12 protein-coding genes are annotated in these 18,951 nt (G+C 40.1%); 5 read left to right on the top strand and 7 right to left on the bottom strand.

The window, feature by feature from the left end; genetic code table 11:
- Positions 1-13: 13 nt before the first annotated feature.
- The 5 genes from HUU81_RS15550 to HUU81_RS15570 form a co-directional block, all read right to left on the bottom strand.
- The gene (locus HUU81_RS15550; RefSeq protein WP_199609818.1) at positions 14-784 is read right to left on the bottom strand and encodes a DUF3450 domain-containing protein; all 771 of its coding nucleotides are present in this window, start codon (positions 782-784) and stop codon (positions 14-16) included.
- A gap of 288 nt (positions 785-1,072) precedes the next feature.
- A complete protein-coding gene (locus tag HUU81_RS15555; RefSeq protein WP_199609819.1) occupies positions 1,073-3,709 on the bottom strand; it encodes a PKD domain-containing protein in 2,637 nt (878 codons plus the stop codon).
- A gap of 235 nt (positions 3,710-3,944) precedes the next feature.
- On the bottom strand, positions 3,945-6,263 hold the full coding sequence (locus HUU81_RS15560; RefSeq protein WP_199609820.1) for a PKD domain-containing protein: 2,319 nt from the start codon (positions 6,261-6,263) through the stop codon (positions 3,945-3,947).
- Between the two features lie 235 nt (positions 6,264-6,498).
- Positions 6,499-8,475, bottom strand: coding sequence for a hypothetical protein (locus HUU81_RS15565; RefSeq protein WP_199609821.1), 1,977 nt, complete (start codon positions 8,473-8,475; stop codon positions 6,499-6,501).
- 157 nt (positions 8,476-8,632) lie between these two features.
- Positions 8,633-9,856 carry a DUF3083 family protein gene (locus tag HUU81_RS15570; protein WP_199609822.1) on the bottom strand — a complete coding sequence of 408 codons (1,224 nt, stop codon included), beginning with the start codon at positions 9,854-9,856 and terminating at the stop codon, positions 8,633-8,635.
- Between the two features lie 284 nt (positions 9,857-10,140).
- Between HUU81_RS15570 and HUU81_RS15575 the strand changes: the two genes are divergently transcribed.
- The 5 genes from HUU81_RS15575 to HUU81_RS15595 all read left to right on the top strand — a co-directional run bounded on the left by HUU81_RS15575 (position 10,141) and on the right by HUU81_RS15595 (position 16,267).
- Positions 10,141-11,736, top strand: a complete 1,596-nt coding sequence (locus HUU81_RS15575; protein WP_199609823.1) for an alkaline phosphatase — start codon at positions 10,141-10,143, stop codon at positions 11,734-11,736.
- Positions 11,737-11,750: 14 nt separating this feature from the next.
- Positions 11,751-13,676, top strand: coding sequence for an alkaline phosphatase (locus HUU81_RS15580; RefSeq protein ID WP_199609824.1), 1,926 nt, complete (start codon positions 11,751-11,753; stop codon positions 13,674-13,676).
- Positions 13,677-13,798: 122 nt separating this feature from the next.
- Positions 13,799-14,608, top strand: a complete 810-nt coding sequence (locus tag HUU81_RS15585; RefSeq protein WP_233520526.1) for a hypothetical protein — start codon at positions 13,799-13,801, stop codon at positions 14,606-14,608.
- 187 nt (positions 14,609-14,795) lie between these two features.
- Positions 14,796-15,317, top strand: coding sequence for a hypothetical protein (locus HUU81_RS15590; RefSeq protein WP_199609825.1), 522 nt, complete (start codon positions 14,796-14,798; stop codon positions 15,315-15,317).
- A 134-nt stretch (positions 15,318-15,451) separates the two neighbouring features.
- Positions 15,452-16,267 (top strand): hypothetical protein, encoded by an 816-nt coding sequence (locus tag HUU81_RS15595; protein ID WP_199609826.1) that lies wholly within the window; start codon positions 15,452-15,454, stop codon positions 16,265-16,267.
- Here HUU81_RS15595 and HUU81_RS15600 read toward each other — a convergent pair.
- Both HUU81_RS15600 and panP read right to left on the bottom strand, forming a co-directional pair.
- On the bottom strand, positions 16,264-16,989 hold the full coding sequence (locus tag HUU81_RS15600; protein WP_199609827.1) for a substrate-binding periplasmic protein: 726 nt from the start codon (positions 16,987-16,989) through the stop codon (positions 16,264-16,266). The genes HUU81_RS15595 and HUU81_RS15600 overlap by 4 nt on opposite strands.
- 235 nt (positions 16,990-17,224) lie before the next feature.
- Positions 17,225-18,880, bottom strand: a complete 1,656-nt coding sequence (gene panP, locus HUU81_RS15605; RefSeq protein WP_199609828.1) for a pyridoxal-dependent aspartate 1-decarboxylase PanP — start codon at positions 18,878-18,880, stop codon at positions 17,225-17,227.
- Positions 18,881-18,951: the final 71 nt, after the last annotated feature.

Genomic DNA, 18,951 nt, shown 5'->3' on the forward strand with positions numbered 1-18,951 from the left:
TTGTCTACAACGTCTATAATGCTGCGTTAATTGGAAGCATTAACATGTCTGGTGCTAACTGTTTGCGAGCCATGCGCAACCCTTTTGCAATCTGAATGCGATGCTCAGATGACAGTTTGCTCCATGATTTAGTGGACTGATCCCAACGTCCCGATTCAGCACCATCTCGAGTTTGGTAAATAAGCGCAACACGACCTAAACGCAAAAATTCTACGTCTCGTTCTTTTCCATCAACAGTTAATAATCCGGTATAGGCTTCAATCGTGCGCCCATAGTCCATCTCTACTTGGTAAGCTTCTAACACGCGACGAAACTTTTCAGACACTTCCACATCTGCACGCTCAAGTAACTGTTGTAAGTTAGCAACGCGATCTTCACGCTCAGCCAGTAAGAAAGGAACATCCAAAGCGACAAACTGCTGAAGTCCATCCACCATACGCAACATTAACGGAGTAATTTGGCGCTCGATTACTGATACCTGATCTATCGAAACATCAAGCTGAGATAGCTCGGCCAACTGGTTGTCGATCTGTTTTTGAAGCTGCTTGTTGTAAATATTTAGCCCGTCAGTTTCTTTATTGATCGCCTTAAAGCGTTGCACTTTTGCGTTGATGCTTTCACTGATTTGATCAATCTTTTTCTGAGAGTTAATCGCCGACTCGTTAATTTTTTCGCTTACCTTCAGCGCTGGCTTAAGATCTTGCGTATTTGCATCAGCCGACACATCCCCTGCAAAAACGGCAATGGCAAACGCCACTGCGGAAAGTTGTACACCCAGTTTCATCGTTACACCTAAATAATGTTGTAGTTTTTAAGCTGGGTGGATTCTGCATGTGAAATGTGACAGTGACGTGGCGTTAATATTTCACTGCCATGATAGTTTTATTTCAGATATATGAAAGAGTTACGGCAGGGTGATGACAATGGTGATGCGGAGAATTACAGTCAATTACGGTAAATGATGAAATCTAGAATAGTGAGAATAGAATAAGCCGCTTAGAACTAGGCGGCTTGAGTGTTAATTTCAGTTGCGTATTAAAAATACGCGCTCATTAATTTTCCTGAACAAATATTATGGTAAATCAAATAGTAAAGGTTGGTTTATATACAGGATATGTTCAAAAATATACGCATGACTAACGCCATAATGGGTGCCAAAAGTTGGGGTGTTATTGTAATCAATACTTTGAAAATAGCGAAACACAGTTGTTATTAGCACCGGTTCTTTACCAGATTCATTTTGCTCTATATGAGTTAGCGTCCACTCATCCCGAGAGTAAAGTATGCAATCTGCTCCATCAGCCACCTCAATATTCACTGGAGAGCAATCATCACCAAGCGGGTAACCAGTTTCATCTAATAATCTATGACGGCTTAAAACGACTTTATCTTCATCGTTAATTAACCACGCTCCTTGATAACTATAAATTTCAGTGTCTTCTAGTGAACCGTTATAATTAGCATCATTCACATAAAAGTACTGATACGAACTATCTGCATTCAATATGAAACAGTATTGAAATAAAGGGAATAACAAATAAGTATCAGAGCAATAGCTACCTATAACATCAGTTACTTGTATTGAGCTATTAGTACTCTGATTGAGTATGAATGTTCCTGAATCTACTCTCGTTTTTTCGCTAGTCTCAACTAAAACATTAACTCTAGAGGAAAGTGGAGAGGCTCCGAATATTGCTATATTAACTGACTTAATTAACGCTTCACTTTCAGCAGTAAGGGTAATAGTACCGTCTTCATTAGATACCCAATCAGAAGATATTAGTTCATAGCTAACTGTACCTGAGTACTCGGCAATAGGGTATTCCACTGACGCGGTGCCACCATCACTTTCATTTCCATGTAATGTTACCTGCAATCTTTCCAACTGAGTAACTGATGGAATACTTGAGAAGCTGTCATCTTCAATCTCAATTTTTGCTATTGGAATAGTATAAGTCTGCCCTAATGCAAAGAGCTCTGTCGCTGAACGAATATTTTTACTTTCATTCATTACAACCCAGCTATCATTGGTTTCTTCATCAGTGCCATTTTCAGATTCTTCAAAGACCTTATTTATGTATTGAGTAATCCTCATTGGCTCCATCAAGCCTGATAAGGGTGCAAACCATTCTATTTTTAAAGATAACAGCACATGGCTACAACTTAAATATGTATTGTTAAGAGGGCAAAAGTCATCCTTAACAACCCCATCAGTGTTAACTAACTTAACATCTAAAACACCCTCAGCCACATCCCATGTAATTGCATGTTGTCCACCTTGGTCAATATAAAAACCTGTGTTGCCTTCCTCTAATAACAGTCTTGCTCCAGCTTTATCATCATTATCACTACTTAATGTATTTAAATAAAGCGTTGTATTTTTGAGCTCCTGCTTATTAACTATCTTACGCTGCAAACCTTGATACACACTGTTTTCATGTTCCTCAAGTAACGAAAAGTTTTGCTCTTCATGCAGTTTTTTCTTTACAGAAACTAAGTTAATAGGGTCATTGGCTAACTTAAGAGTAGTCTCAATTGACGGAGCAAGTGCAAGCTCTTGATTTGTATAAGTATGAGACACTGTAAGATGCAGCAGAGCTGATAACTGGTTCAACTCTGAATCATCAATGCTGGTAAGTTTTTCATTTAACTTATCTTGAGTGTCAATTGTATGATTAGTAGAACTCGAACTATTGATCAACGCATGCAATGCTGTACTAAATGAATTAATGTTTACCATGAGTAGCTCATCTACCGTAAGAATTCGATCTTCCCCGGATAAAAGCACCAACTCCTCAACACTACCAAATATAGTACTTAACACTAAACGAGTATCTGATTTGATTGTAGCTGTCGCTGTTAATATTTTTTTACCGTGAGCTTTATCAAATTCAAACGTTATTAGATATCGACCGTTTTCATCTGCTTCGACTGTATATTCAGCATCATTAACTGTAAATATCAGATCGGCCTCCCCTATAACGCTATCACCCACCTTACCATCAATAGAAAAAGTGTAGCTAACAGCCTTTATCATAATATCTACAACTTTTTCAGTAACGCCTCCAAAACCATCCGTTACTATCACTTTAAATTTTGCCGTAACATCTTCATGCACATCTGGAGTGGTAAAAGTCAATGTATTACCATTTGGAACCAAGTCTAAAACTTCAGGGCCTGATATCTGCTCCCACACATAGCTTGCGATACCACCATCAATGTCTGATGCAGCTGCAACCACCTCAACACTGCTTTGTTCTTCAACAATCATATCTTCAACAGTAACTAACGGCGGCGTATTTACTTTCACTGTTACAATTATCGTTGCAGAGCTCTCTGCGCCGTCATCATCTTTTACCGTCAACATGATTGCTAATTGCTCTGTATCCGTAACAATAGGCGCTATAAACGAAACACTCGTTTCGCTTTCGTTACTAAGCGTAACTGCTGTTCCCGAGCTTTGCTGCCATGAGTATTCGCTGATGGTACCATCGCTGTCTGACACTTGCGCTGATAACGTTACTGTTTCACCCGCTGTCACTGTGCGATTCGTTGTTGAGATAGTTGGTGCCTGATTAGCTACTGTCGCCGTTGAGCCTGAGTTGCTTGACGAGCTTGAAGTGTTTGAGGATGAGTTAGCATTATCCGAGCCACCGCCACAAGCGCTAAGCATCAAGATGAGGCTGAACAAAAGAATATGACTACGCATTAATATTCCTTGAGTGAGACCATTTTTTGATTTTATTTAAAGTGAGGAGTGCAGCGACTTTTATAGTGCCACCTTCCATGGAGGCCGCGGATTATACATGGTACAACTCATCGCTTAAAGTTTATTCACTATATATTTGGGCATTTTTCGTAAGCAGTTGACTTATATGATGTATGAGGGAGAAAAGCAAAAAAAGCCGCCTAAGGTTAGGCGGCTTGAGTGTTAACGAAATAAATTAACCTTCAGGCAGTGCTATAGGGCGTTCTGATGTTTTTAAGAGCCCTACCTGCCAAAACGAGATAAGCGTGGGAAGAACATCATTATTATCCGCTGATAACCTATAACGACTCGTTGAGCGTTGTATAGCTGAAATTTCAGTCAGATTAGCAACACTGGTCATATCAAAAACTTCCCATTCCCACTCTCTATAAAGTTCACATTCACTTGTGGCTGACACATCAAACTCAGCAGGCAAGCATGCGTCTTCATTTAAACTACTTTTATAGGTGCGAATGAAAAGTGTATGGTTATCACTAATACGCCAATAACCTGAGTATTGTTCTACCTCACCTTCTTCTATTTCAGCATTTTTATTTTTGTCATACACATAAAATTGGCTTACTGTGCCATCATCATTTAACTCCAGCCAACTGTGCGATAAAAGTTCAATTTGAGGTTTACGCCATTGATAAATACCACTCCAGCTAGCATTAGCCGAAATATTGTTCTTATCAGCCTCCACAAGAACAGGGCCAGATGCAATACGAGGGATGGAATCATATTCGGATAATATATGAACGATCAATTTACTATTTTTATTATGAAAAAAAGCTATATTCATGGATTTTATAGCATCATTTTCTTCAAACAATATGTTCAAGCCTTTGTTGTCAGCTATATTCCACGTTCCTGATACTATGCTATTTTTATCACCAGATAAAGTAAACGAAGGCAGCTCAATACTAACTTTTCCTTGCTGCTCCGTTTCATTACTGAATACCATTTTCGCCACATTATATGATTCAGATAAACGTAAACCATCAATATCTGATGTGATGTGCAGGTTAGGTAGCGCAACTACATACTTTTTATCAAACTCAATTGCATCACTAACTTCAAGTACATCTTTTTCTTCATAAAAAGGTGTTACATGATGCTCAGTTTTAAATCTGTCGTAAGAAGTACCATCGTACAACACAACATATTCTCTAATTGTTTTATTTATTACAAACGCATTAACACCTGGAAAAATAACACGAGAGCTAATAGATAATTGTGATAAATATTTACTACACCTTCTAATGTTACTTCCATCTCTACAAGTTCTATAACGACTTAGAGACTGCTCATTTTTTAAAGTTGTGATTAAAGAGTTACCTTCAAACCACCAATCAAACGTAAAGTCTCCTGAGCTATCTACCAAATGGCCAGTACCATCATCATGGAATGTTAACCTTGATGGATTAGAGCCTCTCTCCTCATCTCCTTGACGAATACCGTAATAATTCCCGACTAAAGATGAAGTGCTATCAATATTCCACTTGGGTATAGTGTGATGCCAACTCTCACTTATTTGCTTATATGTGTCGGGATCTACTTCTTGTATATTATTCAAGTATTTTGCCGCAGCCCTCAGGTTTCTAGCTAACGCTATGGTATCTGAAAAACCAGCAGGTAAAGCCAGTAGTGAAGAAGATCCGCCATATAACACGGCCGCTCTAATAACTTTAGTCAAGGCCGATATATTTGATGATGAAACCCTACTAAAAGCATGCTCTAATTCAACTTGGTTATCAATATTACTTTCACTATCAATACCTTCTAGTAAAACATGCAATGCTGTACTGTAGGAATTTAACTTTAAAACTGGTAGTTCTTCCATGCTAACAATATTATCGTCACCAGAAGCTGTACTGACATTTTCTACACTTCCCAGTACGGTACTTAATGCAATATGCTCATTAGGTGCTAGTCCTTTAGATTCAAGAGTAATAACTTTATCTTTTGATGAGTGACCTAGTGTTAAACTAAAAGCAAAAGCTCCTCCCTCTTCTGAGGTTGTTGTGTATGCTTTTCCATTTACTTTTAGAGTTACCGTAGCATTCGCTAAAGGTTCTGCTCCAATAACTCCATTAATAACAAATGAGTAAAAAGGCTTTTCGATTATTACGATAAACAATTTTTCTGTAACACCGCCAGAACCATCTGTCACCGTCACTTTAAATTGAGCTTCTGTATCTTCACTTACTTTAGGAGTAGTGAAAGTAAGCGTATTACTATCTTCAACCAAATCTAAAACTTCGGGGCCAGATATTTGCTCCCAAGTGTAACTTATAGCGCTACTATCACTGTTTGGCTTTTGTACTAATAAGCTAACTACTTCACCGACTAAAGCTGTAGAGGAGTCCGTTGGTGCCTGATTAGCTACTGTCGCTGTTGAGCCTGAGTTGTTTGACGAGCTTGAAGTGTTTGAGGATGTATTAGCATTATCCGAGCCACCGCCACAAGCGCTAAGCATCAAGATGAGGCTGAACAAAAGAATATGACTACGCATTTATATTCCTTGAGTAAGACCATTTTTTTGATTTTAGTTAAAGTGAGGAGTGCAGCAACTTTTATAGTGCCACCTTCCATGGAGGCCGCGGATTATACATGGTGCAGCTCACCGCTTAAAGTTTATTCACTTTATTACTTGGGCACTTTTCGTAAGCAGTTGACTTATATGATGTATGAAGGTTAAAAGTAAAATGCCGCCTAAGATTAGGCGGCTTGAGTGTTAACAAAATAAATTAATCTTCAGGCAATGCTATAGGGCGTTCTTCAAGAACGTACCATGTAGTTACAAAGCTAAAAAAGTATTTTTCCATAAAGTCATGGTAAATAATGTAGTTTCTTATGAATGATGTATAGCTAGAGACTTGATCACTACTAGAAGACTGTAACAGCTCCACTTCACGATCGAGGTACAATTGACATAACTCGCCATCCAGCACATCAAAAGTATCTGGAAGGCAAATTTCACCTGTATCACTTTCCTTATAGCGACGAAGAAGTAACTTACCATCATTACTTACTTGCCATTTGCCTTGTGTTTCCAATACTTCATCTGCGGTAAGTATCCCATCCTTATTCATATCGTCCGTACTAATTGATAAGTATGTGCCATCTGCATCGAATTCAAACCAGAAATGATCTAAAGGATCAGTGCTGTTTCGTGCATATGACAATATGCCCGCCATTGAATCTGAATCAAAAGTAGTAACCTGTTGCTCAACAATAGAGCCATAACCCACCTGCTCTACTTCAACATTTTTAAACAATGTACTTACCGTTACCTCTTGATTTTTATCAGTAAAAAAAGCAATTTTTAAATAGGATAATTCGTCAACTGCCTCGACATTTATCGCTAAAGTATTATCACTTTCTACCGTCCATGTCCCCGTCATATTTTTATATGAAAATGGCTCAGCCTGACTATATATTGGGAATTGGATTGAAACGGTACCACTTGCTGTAGACTCACCTGACAGCGTAAACTTCAATGCTTCTTTAGTTTCTCTAATCACCCACTCTTCATCAGTACTCACTGAGTTAATTTGCGGGACGAAAATACTGTAGGTCTTTTCAAGATCAACATGATTTTGCGGTAGCTCAGCCTGACTTTCTCTGTAAAGCGAACCTATTGAGTAGTACGTTCGTGATTCTTCAATTGACTCTCCATAGGGTGCAAAATCTAAACGGCTTGCCTGATTGACTAAAACAGAATCTGTGCCAAGCCCTAAAGGTGCGAGAAATGAAAGTGTAAATTGTGACAAATAAATATCGCAATTCAAAAAGTTACTTAATGTAGTTGATAAACAGTGTTCGCTGGTATTAGAAAAGTTATCTTGTGTGGGAACTATAGTAACTTTATTATTATCTACTGCCCAAGTAATTTCATACTCTCGATTTTGATCAACGTAACTCCCTGTATTTCCATTTTCTAGAACTAAGACTGCTGAGCTAATCGAAGACTGAGAAAACACGTTTGATATGTAATAAGTACCTACAACATCACTGACTGAAATTGTAGGAAGAGAGTCATACCAGCTTAAGCCATAGTGTACGTAAAAGTCTTTTCTATTGTAACTAATCGCCTTTAAGTACTCTGACACTAACGCGCTATTACTTGCTAACTCAAACGTATTGTCTATGCCAGAGTAAATTGAGTGTTGATTCAAATGTCGAGGTCGCTCAACTGCAAAGTCAATAGCTGTCGCTAGATCCGCCAACTCAGAAGAATGTACTATATCAGTCCATTTGGCCTGTAATATAGGCTTTTGGTTTACATCTATTTTATCCAACAAAATATAAGCCGCTGTCGTAAATGGCGTTACATCTACTAATCCATACTCGTCATTTGTTAACGTTTCATCATCACCAGCGTATTCATTTAGCGTTGAAACGCTACCGAGTTGGGACTTTAATACAATATGCTCGTCACCTTCTTCAGTTCCTTGAACTGATACAATTACTGCCTCATTTGCATTACTTGTACTCGTTTCTATCTCAATGGAATAAACACCAGCCTGATCAGTCGCCGTATTATAACTTTTGTCACCCACTGTTAGTGTTACCGACGCTCCAGCAAGAGGGGTGGTACCAGCTTTACCCTGAATTGTAAGAGTATTAGGCACTGTTTCTCCTGAATCAGGTTTACCTAAATCTATATCATCACAAGCTGTTATCGCTAAGATTGAGCTAATTAATAGAATATGACTACGCATGAATATTCCTTGTTACTACTGTGTATATCTAAAGTGGCAATGTGAAAATAACTTGTCACTTTTGGGGACGCGCATTATACACACTCAAAAGAAATGTTCAAATAATAACCAATGAATAATTTTTGTCGTAGTTCACTTTCAACTTAAAATACAATACTCACTTCAACTGATAACTCAAATTCTGATAAAACCTTACCGTCATTAAATGTGTTGCTTTGTCAAAGCTTAGCTCTTCTGCTATTTGCTTCAGTGCGGTGTGAACTTTAGTGACAAACTTGGCGTAGCGCTTTTTATGGGCATCTTGTTCATTACCGTAAAAAACCAGATAGATAACGTCTTCTAATTGGTTGTATTGCCAATAAGTTTGTAGTTGAGGCAACGCAATATCCTTTACTTGTTCGATACGCGTAACGTTATTATTATTAATCACCGCTTCTGTGGTTTTATTTGCCTTATAAATGCGTGGAATGTGGCCGTTGCCGACAATTGCTACTTGCGCTAAATTTGTTTGCTCTAATGCGTTGTAAACTACATTTTCCATCACCTGCTGTAGCTTTGTAACATCATCTTTTATCTCACCTATTTTTCCTTTACTCACTACTTGATGATTTTTTACGTGTTCATTTTGATGATATCGCTGCATCATTGCTATCATTTGCTGCTGTATTGGTATGGTAGCAACAATATACCGTTCACTTTGGCTGTTATGCGGCACTAAAAAGCCTTGATGTTGGTAACGCTCAGCTATTTGCCTAAAACTATGAGTAATAGTTTCTTTATTGCCTTTTTCTGCATCAAACAAGTCGTAAGTAATATGCTGCCTATCTATGAAAGTAAAATGGGTTGTTGCGATGGATAACTGCTCTGCTAATGCACTAATACATGCTATTACTTGTTGATGAAACTGGGCTGCTCGCTGCCTTATAGTGTCACCGGTTGCTAACAACACAAAAGTAATGCGTTTAGGTAAATGAGCCTCTTTAGCAATCGTCTTATATTGGCAGTGTTTTTTAGGGTCGTAAAACACAAATATTTGCGTTTCCGTTTCAATAATATATGGCTCCTCGCCATAACGAACGATGACCGCCTTGTCTTTGGCAATAAGTAAACTATTACGCAACCTATACTCTTCACACACTTCTCTAAAAGTCCGGGTAATGGTATTTAATATTTGTGTCGTATTTATCAGCGTATTCGCCTCAATTGCAGTGCTTGACGATTTAGCAGTTGTATCAACACAATTAAGCTGCTGTTGTATAGCAGGCGTAAGTTCTAGGCTTATACTCATATACTGATTTTCACGATGATTAGCCGGGATGTAGACTTTTTGCTGTCCATAAGAACGACGAATACGAGACGACTTTAAGCTGGAATGAGACATGAGTGGTAACTCCAAAAAATAAAATAGCCTTAAGCTTGTGCACATATCTAACCGCATAAACCAGAACACAAGTACATTGGCGCGGCAGCTTATTATCGGAACATGAATTCCCGGTTACAGTTTAATGATGGTTTAATGAATCAAACTGTTGGTATAGCAAATCATTAAACCGTCATCACACCTTAATCAATCAGTAACATTTCTTTCACAATAATACTCTATCTTTGCCCCTGATTTTAATTCAGCAAAAAACAGCCAGTACAAGGTTAACTGAGGAAAGAATAATGAAAGCATCTCGTGCTACTAATAAGTGGGCAGCAAAAAGCAGCATATTGGCACTCGCCGTTTCTGCTAGCCTTCACGCCAGTGTATTGCCAGAACATCAAACTAAAAGCCAGTGGTTTACTGACGCACAAGCCAATATCAGCGAAAAGTTAACGTTAAATAATCAATTAAAAGCAAAAAACGTGATCTTGTTCGTGGGCGATGGCATGGGCATTTCAACGTTAACCTCTTCACGTATTTTGCAAGGACAACAAAACGGTCAGTCGGGTGAAGAAGGATATTTAAGCTTTGAAAAGTTTAACCATACTGCACTTGTTAAAACCTATAACGTGGATGCGCAAACACCTGACTCAGCAGGCACAATGACCGCCATGATGTCTGGTATTAAAACCGACGTTGGCGTTATTGGGGTTGACGAAGATATTGAACGCGGCAATTGCGCTACTGTGGCTGGCAATGAGGTAGTTACCGCACTTGAGCTTGCAGAAATAAAAGGCCTTTCAACGGGGATTATTTCTACCGCTCGTATTACTCATGCCACTCCTGCGGCTACTTATGCAAAATCAGCAGATAGAAACTGGGAAGATGTCTCTGACATGCCAGAAGACGCCGTAAATGCAGGTTGTAAAGATATAGCCGACCAGCTTGTGAATTTTGAACGTAATTTAGAAAAGCGTTACGCAGGTACAGATGTAAACGGTATAGAAGTGGTTCTTGGTGGAGGGCGTCGTCACTTTTTACCAAAAGACGAAACCTTCAATAGTGCTGATGCCAGCAGTAGCGTTGAAGGTGACAGAACTGATGGTCGCGACTTAACCGCCGAGTGGCAACAACAATACCCGAGTGGTAAATATGTAACCGACCAAACCAGCTTTAACGCAATAGATACCAACACTACTAAGCATGTATTTGGTTTATTTAACGAGTCACACATGCAGTACGAAGCAGACCGCACCAATGACATTGCTGGCGAACCCTCGTTAACCATGATGACGGAAAAAGCGATTGAGATATTAGACAATAACAATAAAGGCTTCTTTCTTATGGTGGAGTCAGGTCGTATTGACCATGGTCACCATGCTGGTAGCGCATATAACGCATTAACCGATACCATTGAACTCGCAAAAGCCGTAGAAAAAGCATATAGCATGACCAACCCTGAAGAAACGCTCATTATTGTCACGGCTGATCACGGACATGTGTTTACAATTGCAGGCTACCCAAAGCGCGGTAACCCTATTCTGGGCAAAGTGGTGGGGGTCGGTTCCACCGAAGCCAGTCTTGCATCAGACGGTAAACCTTATACTACATTAGGCTATGCGAATGGCCGCGGCATGATGTCATTAAGCACCACAAATGCTGATGACGGTTACGATAGTCCGGTCAATGCAGGTCGTAAAGACCTAACCGCCATTATCACAACAGACTCTGGCTTCCACCAAGAAGCACTTATCCCTAAAAGTTCTGAAACTCACTCTGGCGAAGATATTAGCTTACATGCCACAGGCCCTGGTGCGCAGCTTGCGCAAGGCGTAATAGAGCAAAATGTTGTGTTTCACATGATTAACCAAGCACTTGAGCTGATTAAAGAATAAGAAGGAAAAAAGCGATGAACAAAATTAGATTAAGTGCGATTGCATTAGCTGTAATGGGATTAAGCGCGTGCGGTAGCGACGGCGACGACGGCCAAACTGGTGCCAATGGCGTAGATGGCAGCGACGGTAAAAACAGTATTGTTACGCAAACGGTTTTACAACAAGGTAACGCACATTGCCCTAACTCTGGCGTAAAGGTGGACTCTGGATTAGACAGCAATGCAAATGGCCAACTGGATGAGACTGAAATTCAAGCTACTAACTATGTATGTGAAGCTGGCGTTACCGAGGTAACCAACACTCAAATTGCAACCAGTTTGAATAACGATTGGTTTAAAGCAGGCCAACAAACGATAACCCACGCGAAAAGCACGTGGCAAAATGCCGTGAGTGCCGCTGCTGGTGCAAAAGCAATGAGCAATAATAATGCACGTATTGTAACGCTAAGTGGTGATGCTAATGCGCAAGCGGCACAACTTACTGAACTGAAACAACAAGCCAAAAATATTATCTTATTTGTTGGTGATGGTATGGGTATTTCAACAGTAACAGCAGCGCGCATTCTTGACGGACAAAATAAAGGTAAAATGGGTGAAGAGCATCAGCTCAGCTTCGAACAATTTCCCTTTGCAGGCTTAGCTAAAACCTATAATGTCGACGCACAAACACCAGACTCAGCAGGCACAATGACAGCAATGATGAGTGGAGTAAAAACAGATGTTGGCGTAATTGGCATTAATGAAAATATTGAACGTGGCAATTGCGCCACACAGTCAGGCAACGAATTAGTTACGGCACTCGAACTTGCTGAAATTGCAGGTAAATCAACCGGAATTATTTCAACGGCCCGCATTACGCATGCAACTCCAGCTGCAACGTATGCCAAATCTCCCGATCGCAATTGGGAAGACGTATCCGACATGCCGCAAAGTGCAATTGATGCCGGCTGTACTGACATTGCTACTCAATTAATTGAATTTGAACAGCACTTAGAGTCACGTTATAGCGATATCGATGTTGACGGTATTGACGTTGTTATGGGGGGTGGTCGTCGTCACTTTTTACCAAAAGATCCTGCGTTTAATAGCCCAGATGCCAATAGCGCGACCGAAGGAGACAGAACCGATAACCGTAACTTAATTACCGAATGGCAAACAGCTTACCCTCAAGGTCATTACGTATACGACGAAGCGGGTTTCAACGCCATCAACCCTGACAGCACCAATAAACTATTCGGTTTATTCAACGAGTCGCACATGCAATACGCGGCAGACCGCAAAAACGATATTGCAGGTGAGCCATCACTTACCGCGATGACAGAAAAAGCAATTAAGATACTGGATAATAACGACCAAGGCTTTTTCTTAATGGTGGAGTCAGGCCGTATCGACCATTCACATCATGCTGGCAGTGCATATGGCGCTTTAACGGATACCATAGAATTTGCCAACGCCGTTGCCAAAGCAGATAGCATGACCGACGATGACGACACGTTAATTGTAGTAACAGCTGATCATGGCCATGTATTTACTATTGCTGGTTACCCAAAACGTGGTAATCCCATCTTAGGCAAGGTTGTAAATGTTGGTAAAGATGAACCTGCGCTTGCTGAAGACGGCATGCCATATACCACGTTAGGGTATACAAACGGCCGTGGCTTTATGGACTTAGGTGATGAAACAAATGCAGACGCCAGTTACGACCACGATATTAACACCGGACGTAAAGATTTAACCAACGTGGATACCACCGCAACCGGATTTCACCAAGAGGCACTGATCCCAAAAAGCTCAGAAACTCACTCTGGTGAAGATGTAGGGATTTTTGCTAAAGGCCCCGGAGCATTCCTAGTGAATGGCACCAACGAGCAAAGCATTATCTTTCATGTGATGGATAAAGCCGCAAACTTAGTGCAGCAGGCAAATAGCCAGTTAAATTAAACGCAATTTAACGCCTATAGCCCTGTGCATATGGGTAGCACCAAAAATATCCCCCGTTGCAGCTAACTGACTCGTTTAGCTGCAATTTTTTAGTTTAACGTTCTTATACGCGGCGTATTACTATGCTTACAACCTCTAAAAAAAATAAACCAACCCAAGTGTTAGTGTTAATCATTGCATGTGCGAGCATGCTAAGCAGTTACAGCTTTGCCGCATTGGATAACGAAACAGCGCTTAACTGTGCCATTAATCCTGCGCAATTAACTGCAACGTATACTATTCAATCAACATCAACGCACCACCATAAACCAGCTAAATCCAACACTAATCGCACGTTAGTTTTGTGGCGACATAATAATGTTGTCGCACATCAATACCCTGAAACGGCTATCACTGAATCGTGGCAGCTACTTAAACACACATCTGCAAACACGCAACTGGTTAAGCCGGTACGATATTTTGATCAGCACGAGCGCGCCATTGAATACCAGCCTGGTGAAACCTTGCATGGCAAAAAAGAAAAAAACTGGCACTATCGGCAACAACTCGTTTCGCCTTCATTACTACAACAAATGACGCTGGTTAAATCGGCGGGAATAGGCTGCGATTTACAGCAAACTTATACACTCACTCAACCTCATCATTCCATTACACTGGTTTGGCAGCCTGCACTTAAATTATTAGTCGGCTATAAAGTGTCTACCCCTCATTATCGTGAAGAATGGCAACTTGTTAGTGTATCAAGTGAGAAAAAAACGATTAGCGCCTTTTTCAATCAGTTAGATCACTACCAAACCACCGACTACGCAGACATCGGTGACGATCATACCGATCCGTTTCTAACCAACATGGTTAATTTAGGCTTTATTGAAGCAGGTGCATCAGGTTTTTATCGTGCCGATGGACAAGCCATTTCAGACCACCGTCATTAGTCTGTACAGCTTATGAATACAGGTGGTCGAACGAGTGATGACATTGACAGGTATGCACAAGAAAAATAAAATTGTGCGGCTTGTTTCTGAGCAATAATAATAAATATCCTTCTTATTTAAGTGCCGGTAGTACTATTGGCGCTTTCCCTCAAGTCGGATCCTACAAAAATAACATTGAGGTGTAGTAATGTTGAAATACGTAGCAGGTAGCCTACTTGGCCTTACCCTTTTACACGCGCCAACTACTCAAGCAGAGTTGTACGGTACAATACAATTAAACGATAAAATTGAAAGCTGTACCAAAATCAGAAATCAATCTAAAAAATACTATGACAACCGACAAAATGTCTCTACTCATCAACCTGCTGTGATTGCTTACTGTAATGCAGGTGCTTACTCAGTGGACCACACTAGGTTAGAAATTTGGAGAAAAGACGGTAAAGCAAACGGTGACGGCTGGTGGAATAAAATTTACAACAAGCGTGTTACTGGAAATGTGAACAACGATAAAGGATTATACTGGAGCGGCATGTTGTTCCAAAAAAATGAAGAGTACAAAATCAAGCTAACTTACAAAATTGCTTCAGGTGAAAAGAAAACCTGTACGAAATTTGTAGATAGTGCGCAAAGCGGCATGTTGTGGCAAGCATTTAGTACTGGTACAACAACCAAATACAACAAATGTAGAACAATTAAGTTCGAAAGCTAACAGTAGGTTTTTGCTATTAAGCCAGTAGCGATTAACTCATTCACTACTGGCTTATTTTATTAATAATTTATATATTGCAGGCATCGCCCATGATTTACTGACATTAGCTATATTAACTTAGGACGCTGTTGAAGATGAAAAACAATGCAATTTTGATCAATGTAATTATCGCGATCAGCTTTTTTGCAGGTGGTTGGTTTCTATCAAAGGCTATACATTTAAACGCGCCCTCTCCCGCTGAGTCAGTCACCCCAATATTACATTCACAAAACAACGCCAATGCCAATCGTACTTATACGCATAAGCAACCCACGCCTTATACCTCCTCTGAAGTCATAAACACAGCGCAGCAACCACTTTCTAGCAATTTAACCATCAATAACGACCAAGTAAGTGAACATGCCGAAATAGCACTGGAAGCTAACGAACGCATGTCCGATATTTTGTCATTAGTGGCAGCGCTGAATATTGAGCTAGATAAGAACGATTTATCTGAACAGTTAGAAAGCGGGCAATTAGCACTGCAAATTGAAGATAACCTTCGCTATTTGAACGCAACTGATGAAGCGCGTTTATCATTAATCATTGAATACTTCGATAAATTAGGCGAACACGTGACTGCAGATTTTGTTGCAGATTTACTGTTTGAAGCGGAAATGAAATCACCTGAGAATCAAGCAAAGCTACTGCGAGTGTTGAGCGGCTACTCCACACAAAATGTTGAAACAGGCAATCAGCAAATGCTCGATGCTACCGTAAATGGTATCGCTACGCTAAAAACCAGTGATGACGAAGCGGTGCGATATAATGCCTTAATAGTGTTAGATTCTGCGGTTGATGATATAAGTACATTAAAAGCTCAACTGACGCCTTTTTTAAATGACCCTTCTGAGCGTATCCGTAATGAAGCAAGAAGAATAATGGCGGATATCAGCGTGACTGAGCCTTAGTTGTCAGATAAGCCAAACTTCTTTAAAATTTTACTTACTTCGCCCTTCTCATACAGTGATTTTAGCCCTGCATTAAATGCATCTACTTTTTGTTGTGCGTGTTTTGTTTTCTTTGAAATCGCCAAATGTTGATTAATAAAGCCCACTGGTGGCTCTATCCATTCAAGTTCGTTAACGTGATCTGGATGCTCCTTTGTCAGTATTTCCATACCTACATTTTTGTCAATAAGTGCAAGATCAATTCTCTTCTTTAACAACTTGGCAATATTGTGCTCAACTCTTACCGCTTCATCTAAAATGAAATGTTTTTCATTAAACTCATGTGGATAAGAATAACCTCGTACAACACCAATTCTTAACCCAATTAAGTCGCCGTACGATTCAAATGAATAGTCAGAATCTTTGTGTTTATAAAAGCCTAGTGTACTTGGGGGAATGGGCAGAGTGTCAGAAAATAAAAACCATTGCTCTCTTTCTTTTCTGTACCACAGGCTAAATAAGCCATCATAATTGCCCTTTTCAACCTCTGTTAACTGCCGCTTCCATACGGGTATATTAACTAGCTTCGTTTGATAACCAGACTCGGCAAACGCTTTTACAACGATTTCACTCAATGGCCCTTTATCTTCCATTTCTTTACCGTAGTACGGAGCATAATTACCGTATGCCAAAATCACCCTCTTGCTTTCGCCTTGTACAGAAAGTGAGAGTATCGCAATCATCAAAACACCGAGGAAGGTTAAGTATTTCATTGGATTAGCTCATAATTTAATAATGAAATTATTGCCTACTTAGGCACAACTTATATAGGTAAGTATAGTGATATATTTGAAGATAGATAAAAAACCCTCAACCTTGATATAAGGTTGAGGAGCAATAACGCTAATGCAGTAGCCAGCTCAAACTCACCTCTAGTTGGCAGATTCATGCAACGTGACGTGCATTTATCATTAAAACTTAATGGTTAGCAGACGTTTGTGACACTTTAATGCGCTTTAAAATTTTAGGTAGGAAACGCGTGTCCTGTTGCGCCAACTCTACTTGCTCAGCAAGTACGCTTTGTAAAATCGCTTCGCTTGTTAACGGGTTGGCCAATACAACGCGAAACACGATTAATTTCTGGCGGTCGTATGTTTCTGGCGTTAAACGAGTACGAGATACAAACGACTTACCACTTTCACGCTGCTTCTTTTGAATAAACTTAGTTAACCCGTTGAGCCACTCATTGATTTGATGTCTATCTTTATCACCACATTGCGCAAGATACGCTTGCACGTCTTGTGGCACGTATCGATACGTTAACAAACAAAGTTCAGGCTTCGTGATTAATTCAAAATGTGAGTGATGAGTAATTAACTTGGCAAAATAATGCGCCTTTTCAATACTAATATTGATTAGCATGTCATAGCCATCACGGCCAATAATTTGAAGGCAAGAATTAACCAACATAGCCATACCTGGACGACTACCTTCCAATGTATGACTACCTAAATCTTTTGAGCCTTTACGAAGAATATATTCCGCATGATGCTCTATCGCATCAGCCGACCCTGGACTTTTAAATACCACAATGCCTGCGCCCATTGGTACATACATTTGCTTATGCGCATCTATCGTAATGGAGTCGGCACGCTCAATACCCGCTAATAACGAACGGTATTTTTCTGAAAATAGCGTGGCACCGCCCCATGCAGCGTCAACATGAAAATGACATTGATGTTGCTCCGCCAAATCAGCTAATTCATGCAGTGGATCAATATTACCTGTTTCAGTTGTGCCCGCCACACCAATAATAGAAAGCACTTTAATATTTTGTGACTCAAGGTACTCAATTTGTTGTGCCATTAAGTCAACACGAACTTTATTGTTTTCATCGGTAGGTATCGCAATCACCGAATCTCGTCCTATTCCTAGCAGATCTGCCGCTTTGCCTAGGGAGTAGTGACCGCGTTCTGATACCAGTATTGCTAAGCCTTCATAACCATAATGCTTCATGGCTCTGAAAATCCCTTCTTTTGCCACACCTTTAAACGCACCTTGTGCTTTTAATAAGCGGTTTCGTGCAATCCATAACGCAGTAATGTTGGCTACAGTTCCACCAGAACAAAAGGCACCAAGAGTATGATTAGCACTGTGCATCCATTGGGTGTAAAAGCTATCATCGTTGTTAAACACTAACCGATGCATCATACCTACCACTTGGCGCTCTAGCGGTGTGAATGCTTTAGAGGTTTCTATTTTTACCAAGTTTTGATTGAGTCCCACCATCATTTTAGAAAGCGGTAATAAGAAATAAGGCAAGGCCGATGTCATGTGCCCAATAAAACTAGGTGAGGAAGTATGAACCGAGTGAGCCACCAGCTTTTTCATCAGATCATGAGCATGATCCGAAACAAAGGCTGGAGATTGAGGAATTTGCGAGTCACTAAAGTCTTTTTCAATTTCGCTAAGCGGCTTTTCAACAGCTACGATATTTTCTCGCAAAAACCCATCAAGGTTTTGCGAGATTTCCTGCTCTATGCGGCCCAAAGTTGAATCAGGCGCTTCAGGAATAGTAAAAATTCTTAATAGTGCTTCATCAGAAGCAACCGCTAAACGTTTATGATCAGACATACTGGTTACAAATAATACTGATTTCGATTAAAAATCAGCCAAAAAGTGACTAAAATACAAAGGTAGCACAC

The sequence above is a fragment of the Flocculibacter collagenilyticus genome (assembly GCF_016469335.1).
Lineage (GTDB): Bacteria > Pseudomonadota > Gammaproteobacteria > Enterobacterales > Alteromonadaceae > Flocculibacter > Flocculibacter collagenilyticus.

Excerpts from the sequence above, each read along its gene's own strand:
- panP (WP_199609828.1), bottom strand. The coding sequence starts at position 18,880 with ATGTCTGATCATAAACGTTTAGCGGTTGCTTCTGATGAAGCACTATTA.
- HUU81_RS15575 (WP_199609823.1), top strand. The coding sequence starts at position 10,141 with ATGAAAGCATCTCGTGCTACTAATAAGTGGGCAGCAAAAAGCAGCATA.
- HUU81_RS15570 (WP_199609822.1), bottom strand. The coding sequence starts at position 9,856 with ATGTCTCATTCCAGCTTAAAGTCGTCTCGTATTCGTCGTTCTTATGGA.
- HUU81_RS15590 (WP_199609825.1), top strand. The coding sequence starts at position 14,796 with ATGTTGAAATACGTAGCAGGTAGCCTACTTGGCCTTACCCTTTTACAC.
- HUU81_RS15560 (WP_199609820.1), bottom strand. The coding sequence starts at position 6,263 with ATGCGTAGTCATATTCTTTTGTTCAGCCTCATCTTGATGCTTAGCGCT.
- HUU81_RS15585 (WP_233520526.1), top strand. The coding sequence starts at position 13,799 with ATGCTTACAACCTCTAAAAAAAATAAACCAACCCAAGTGTTAGTGTTA.
- HUU81_RS15550 (WP_199609818.1), bottom strand. The coding sequence starts at position 784 with ATGAAACTGGGTGTACAACTTTCCGCAGTGGCGTTTGCCATTGCCGTT.
- HUU81_RS15600 (WP_199609827.1), bottom strand. The coding sequence starts at position 16,989 with ATGATTGCGATACTCTCACTTTCTGTACAAGGCGAAAGCAAGAGGGTG.
- HUU81_RS15555 (WP_199609819.1), bottom strand. The coding sequence starts at position 3,709 with ATGCGTAGTCATATTCTTTTGTTCAGCCTCATCTTGATGCTTAGCGCT.
- HUU81_RS15580 (WP_199609824.1), top strand. The coding sequence starts at position 11,751 with ATGAACAAAATTAGATTAAGTGCGATTGCATTAGCTGTAATGGGATTA.
- HUU81_RS15565 (WP_199609821.1), bottom strand. The coding sequence starts at position 8,475 with ATGCGTAGTCATATTCTATTAATTAGCTCAATCTTAGCGATAACAGCT.
- HUU81_RS15595 (WP_199609826.1), top strand. The coding sequence starts at position 15,452 with ATGAAAAACAATGCAATTTTGATCAATGTAATTATCGCGATCAGCTTT.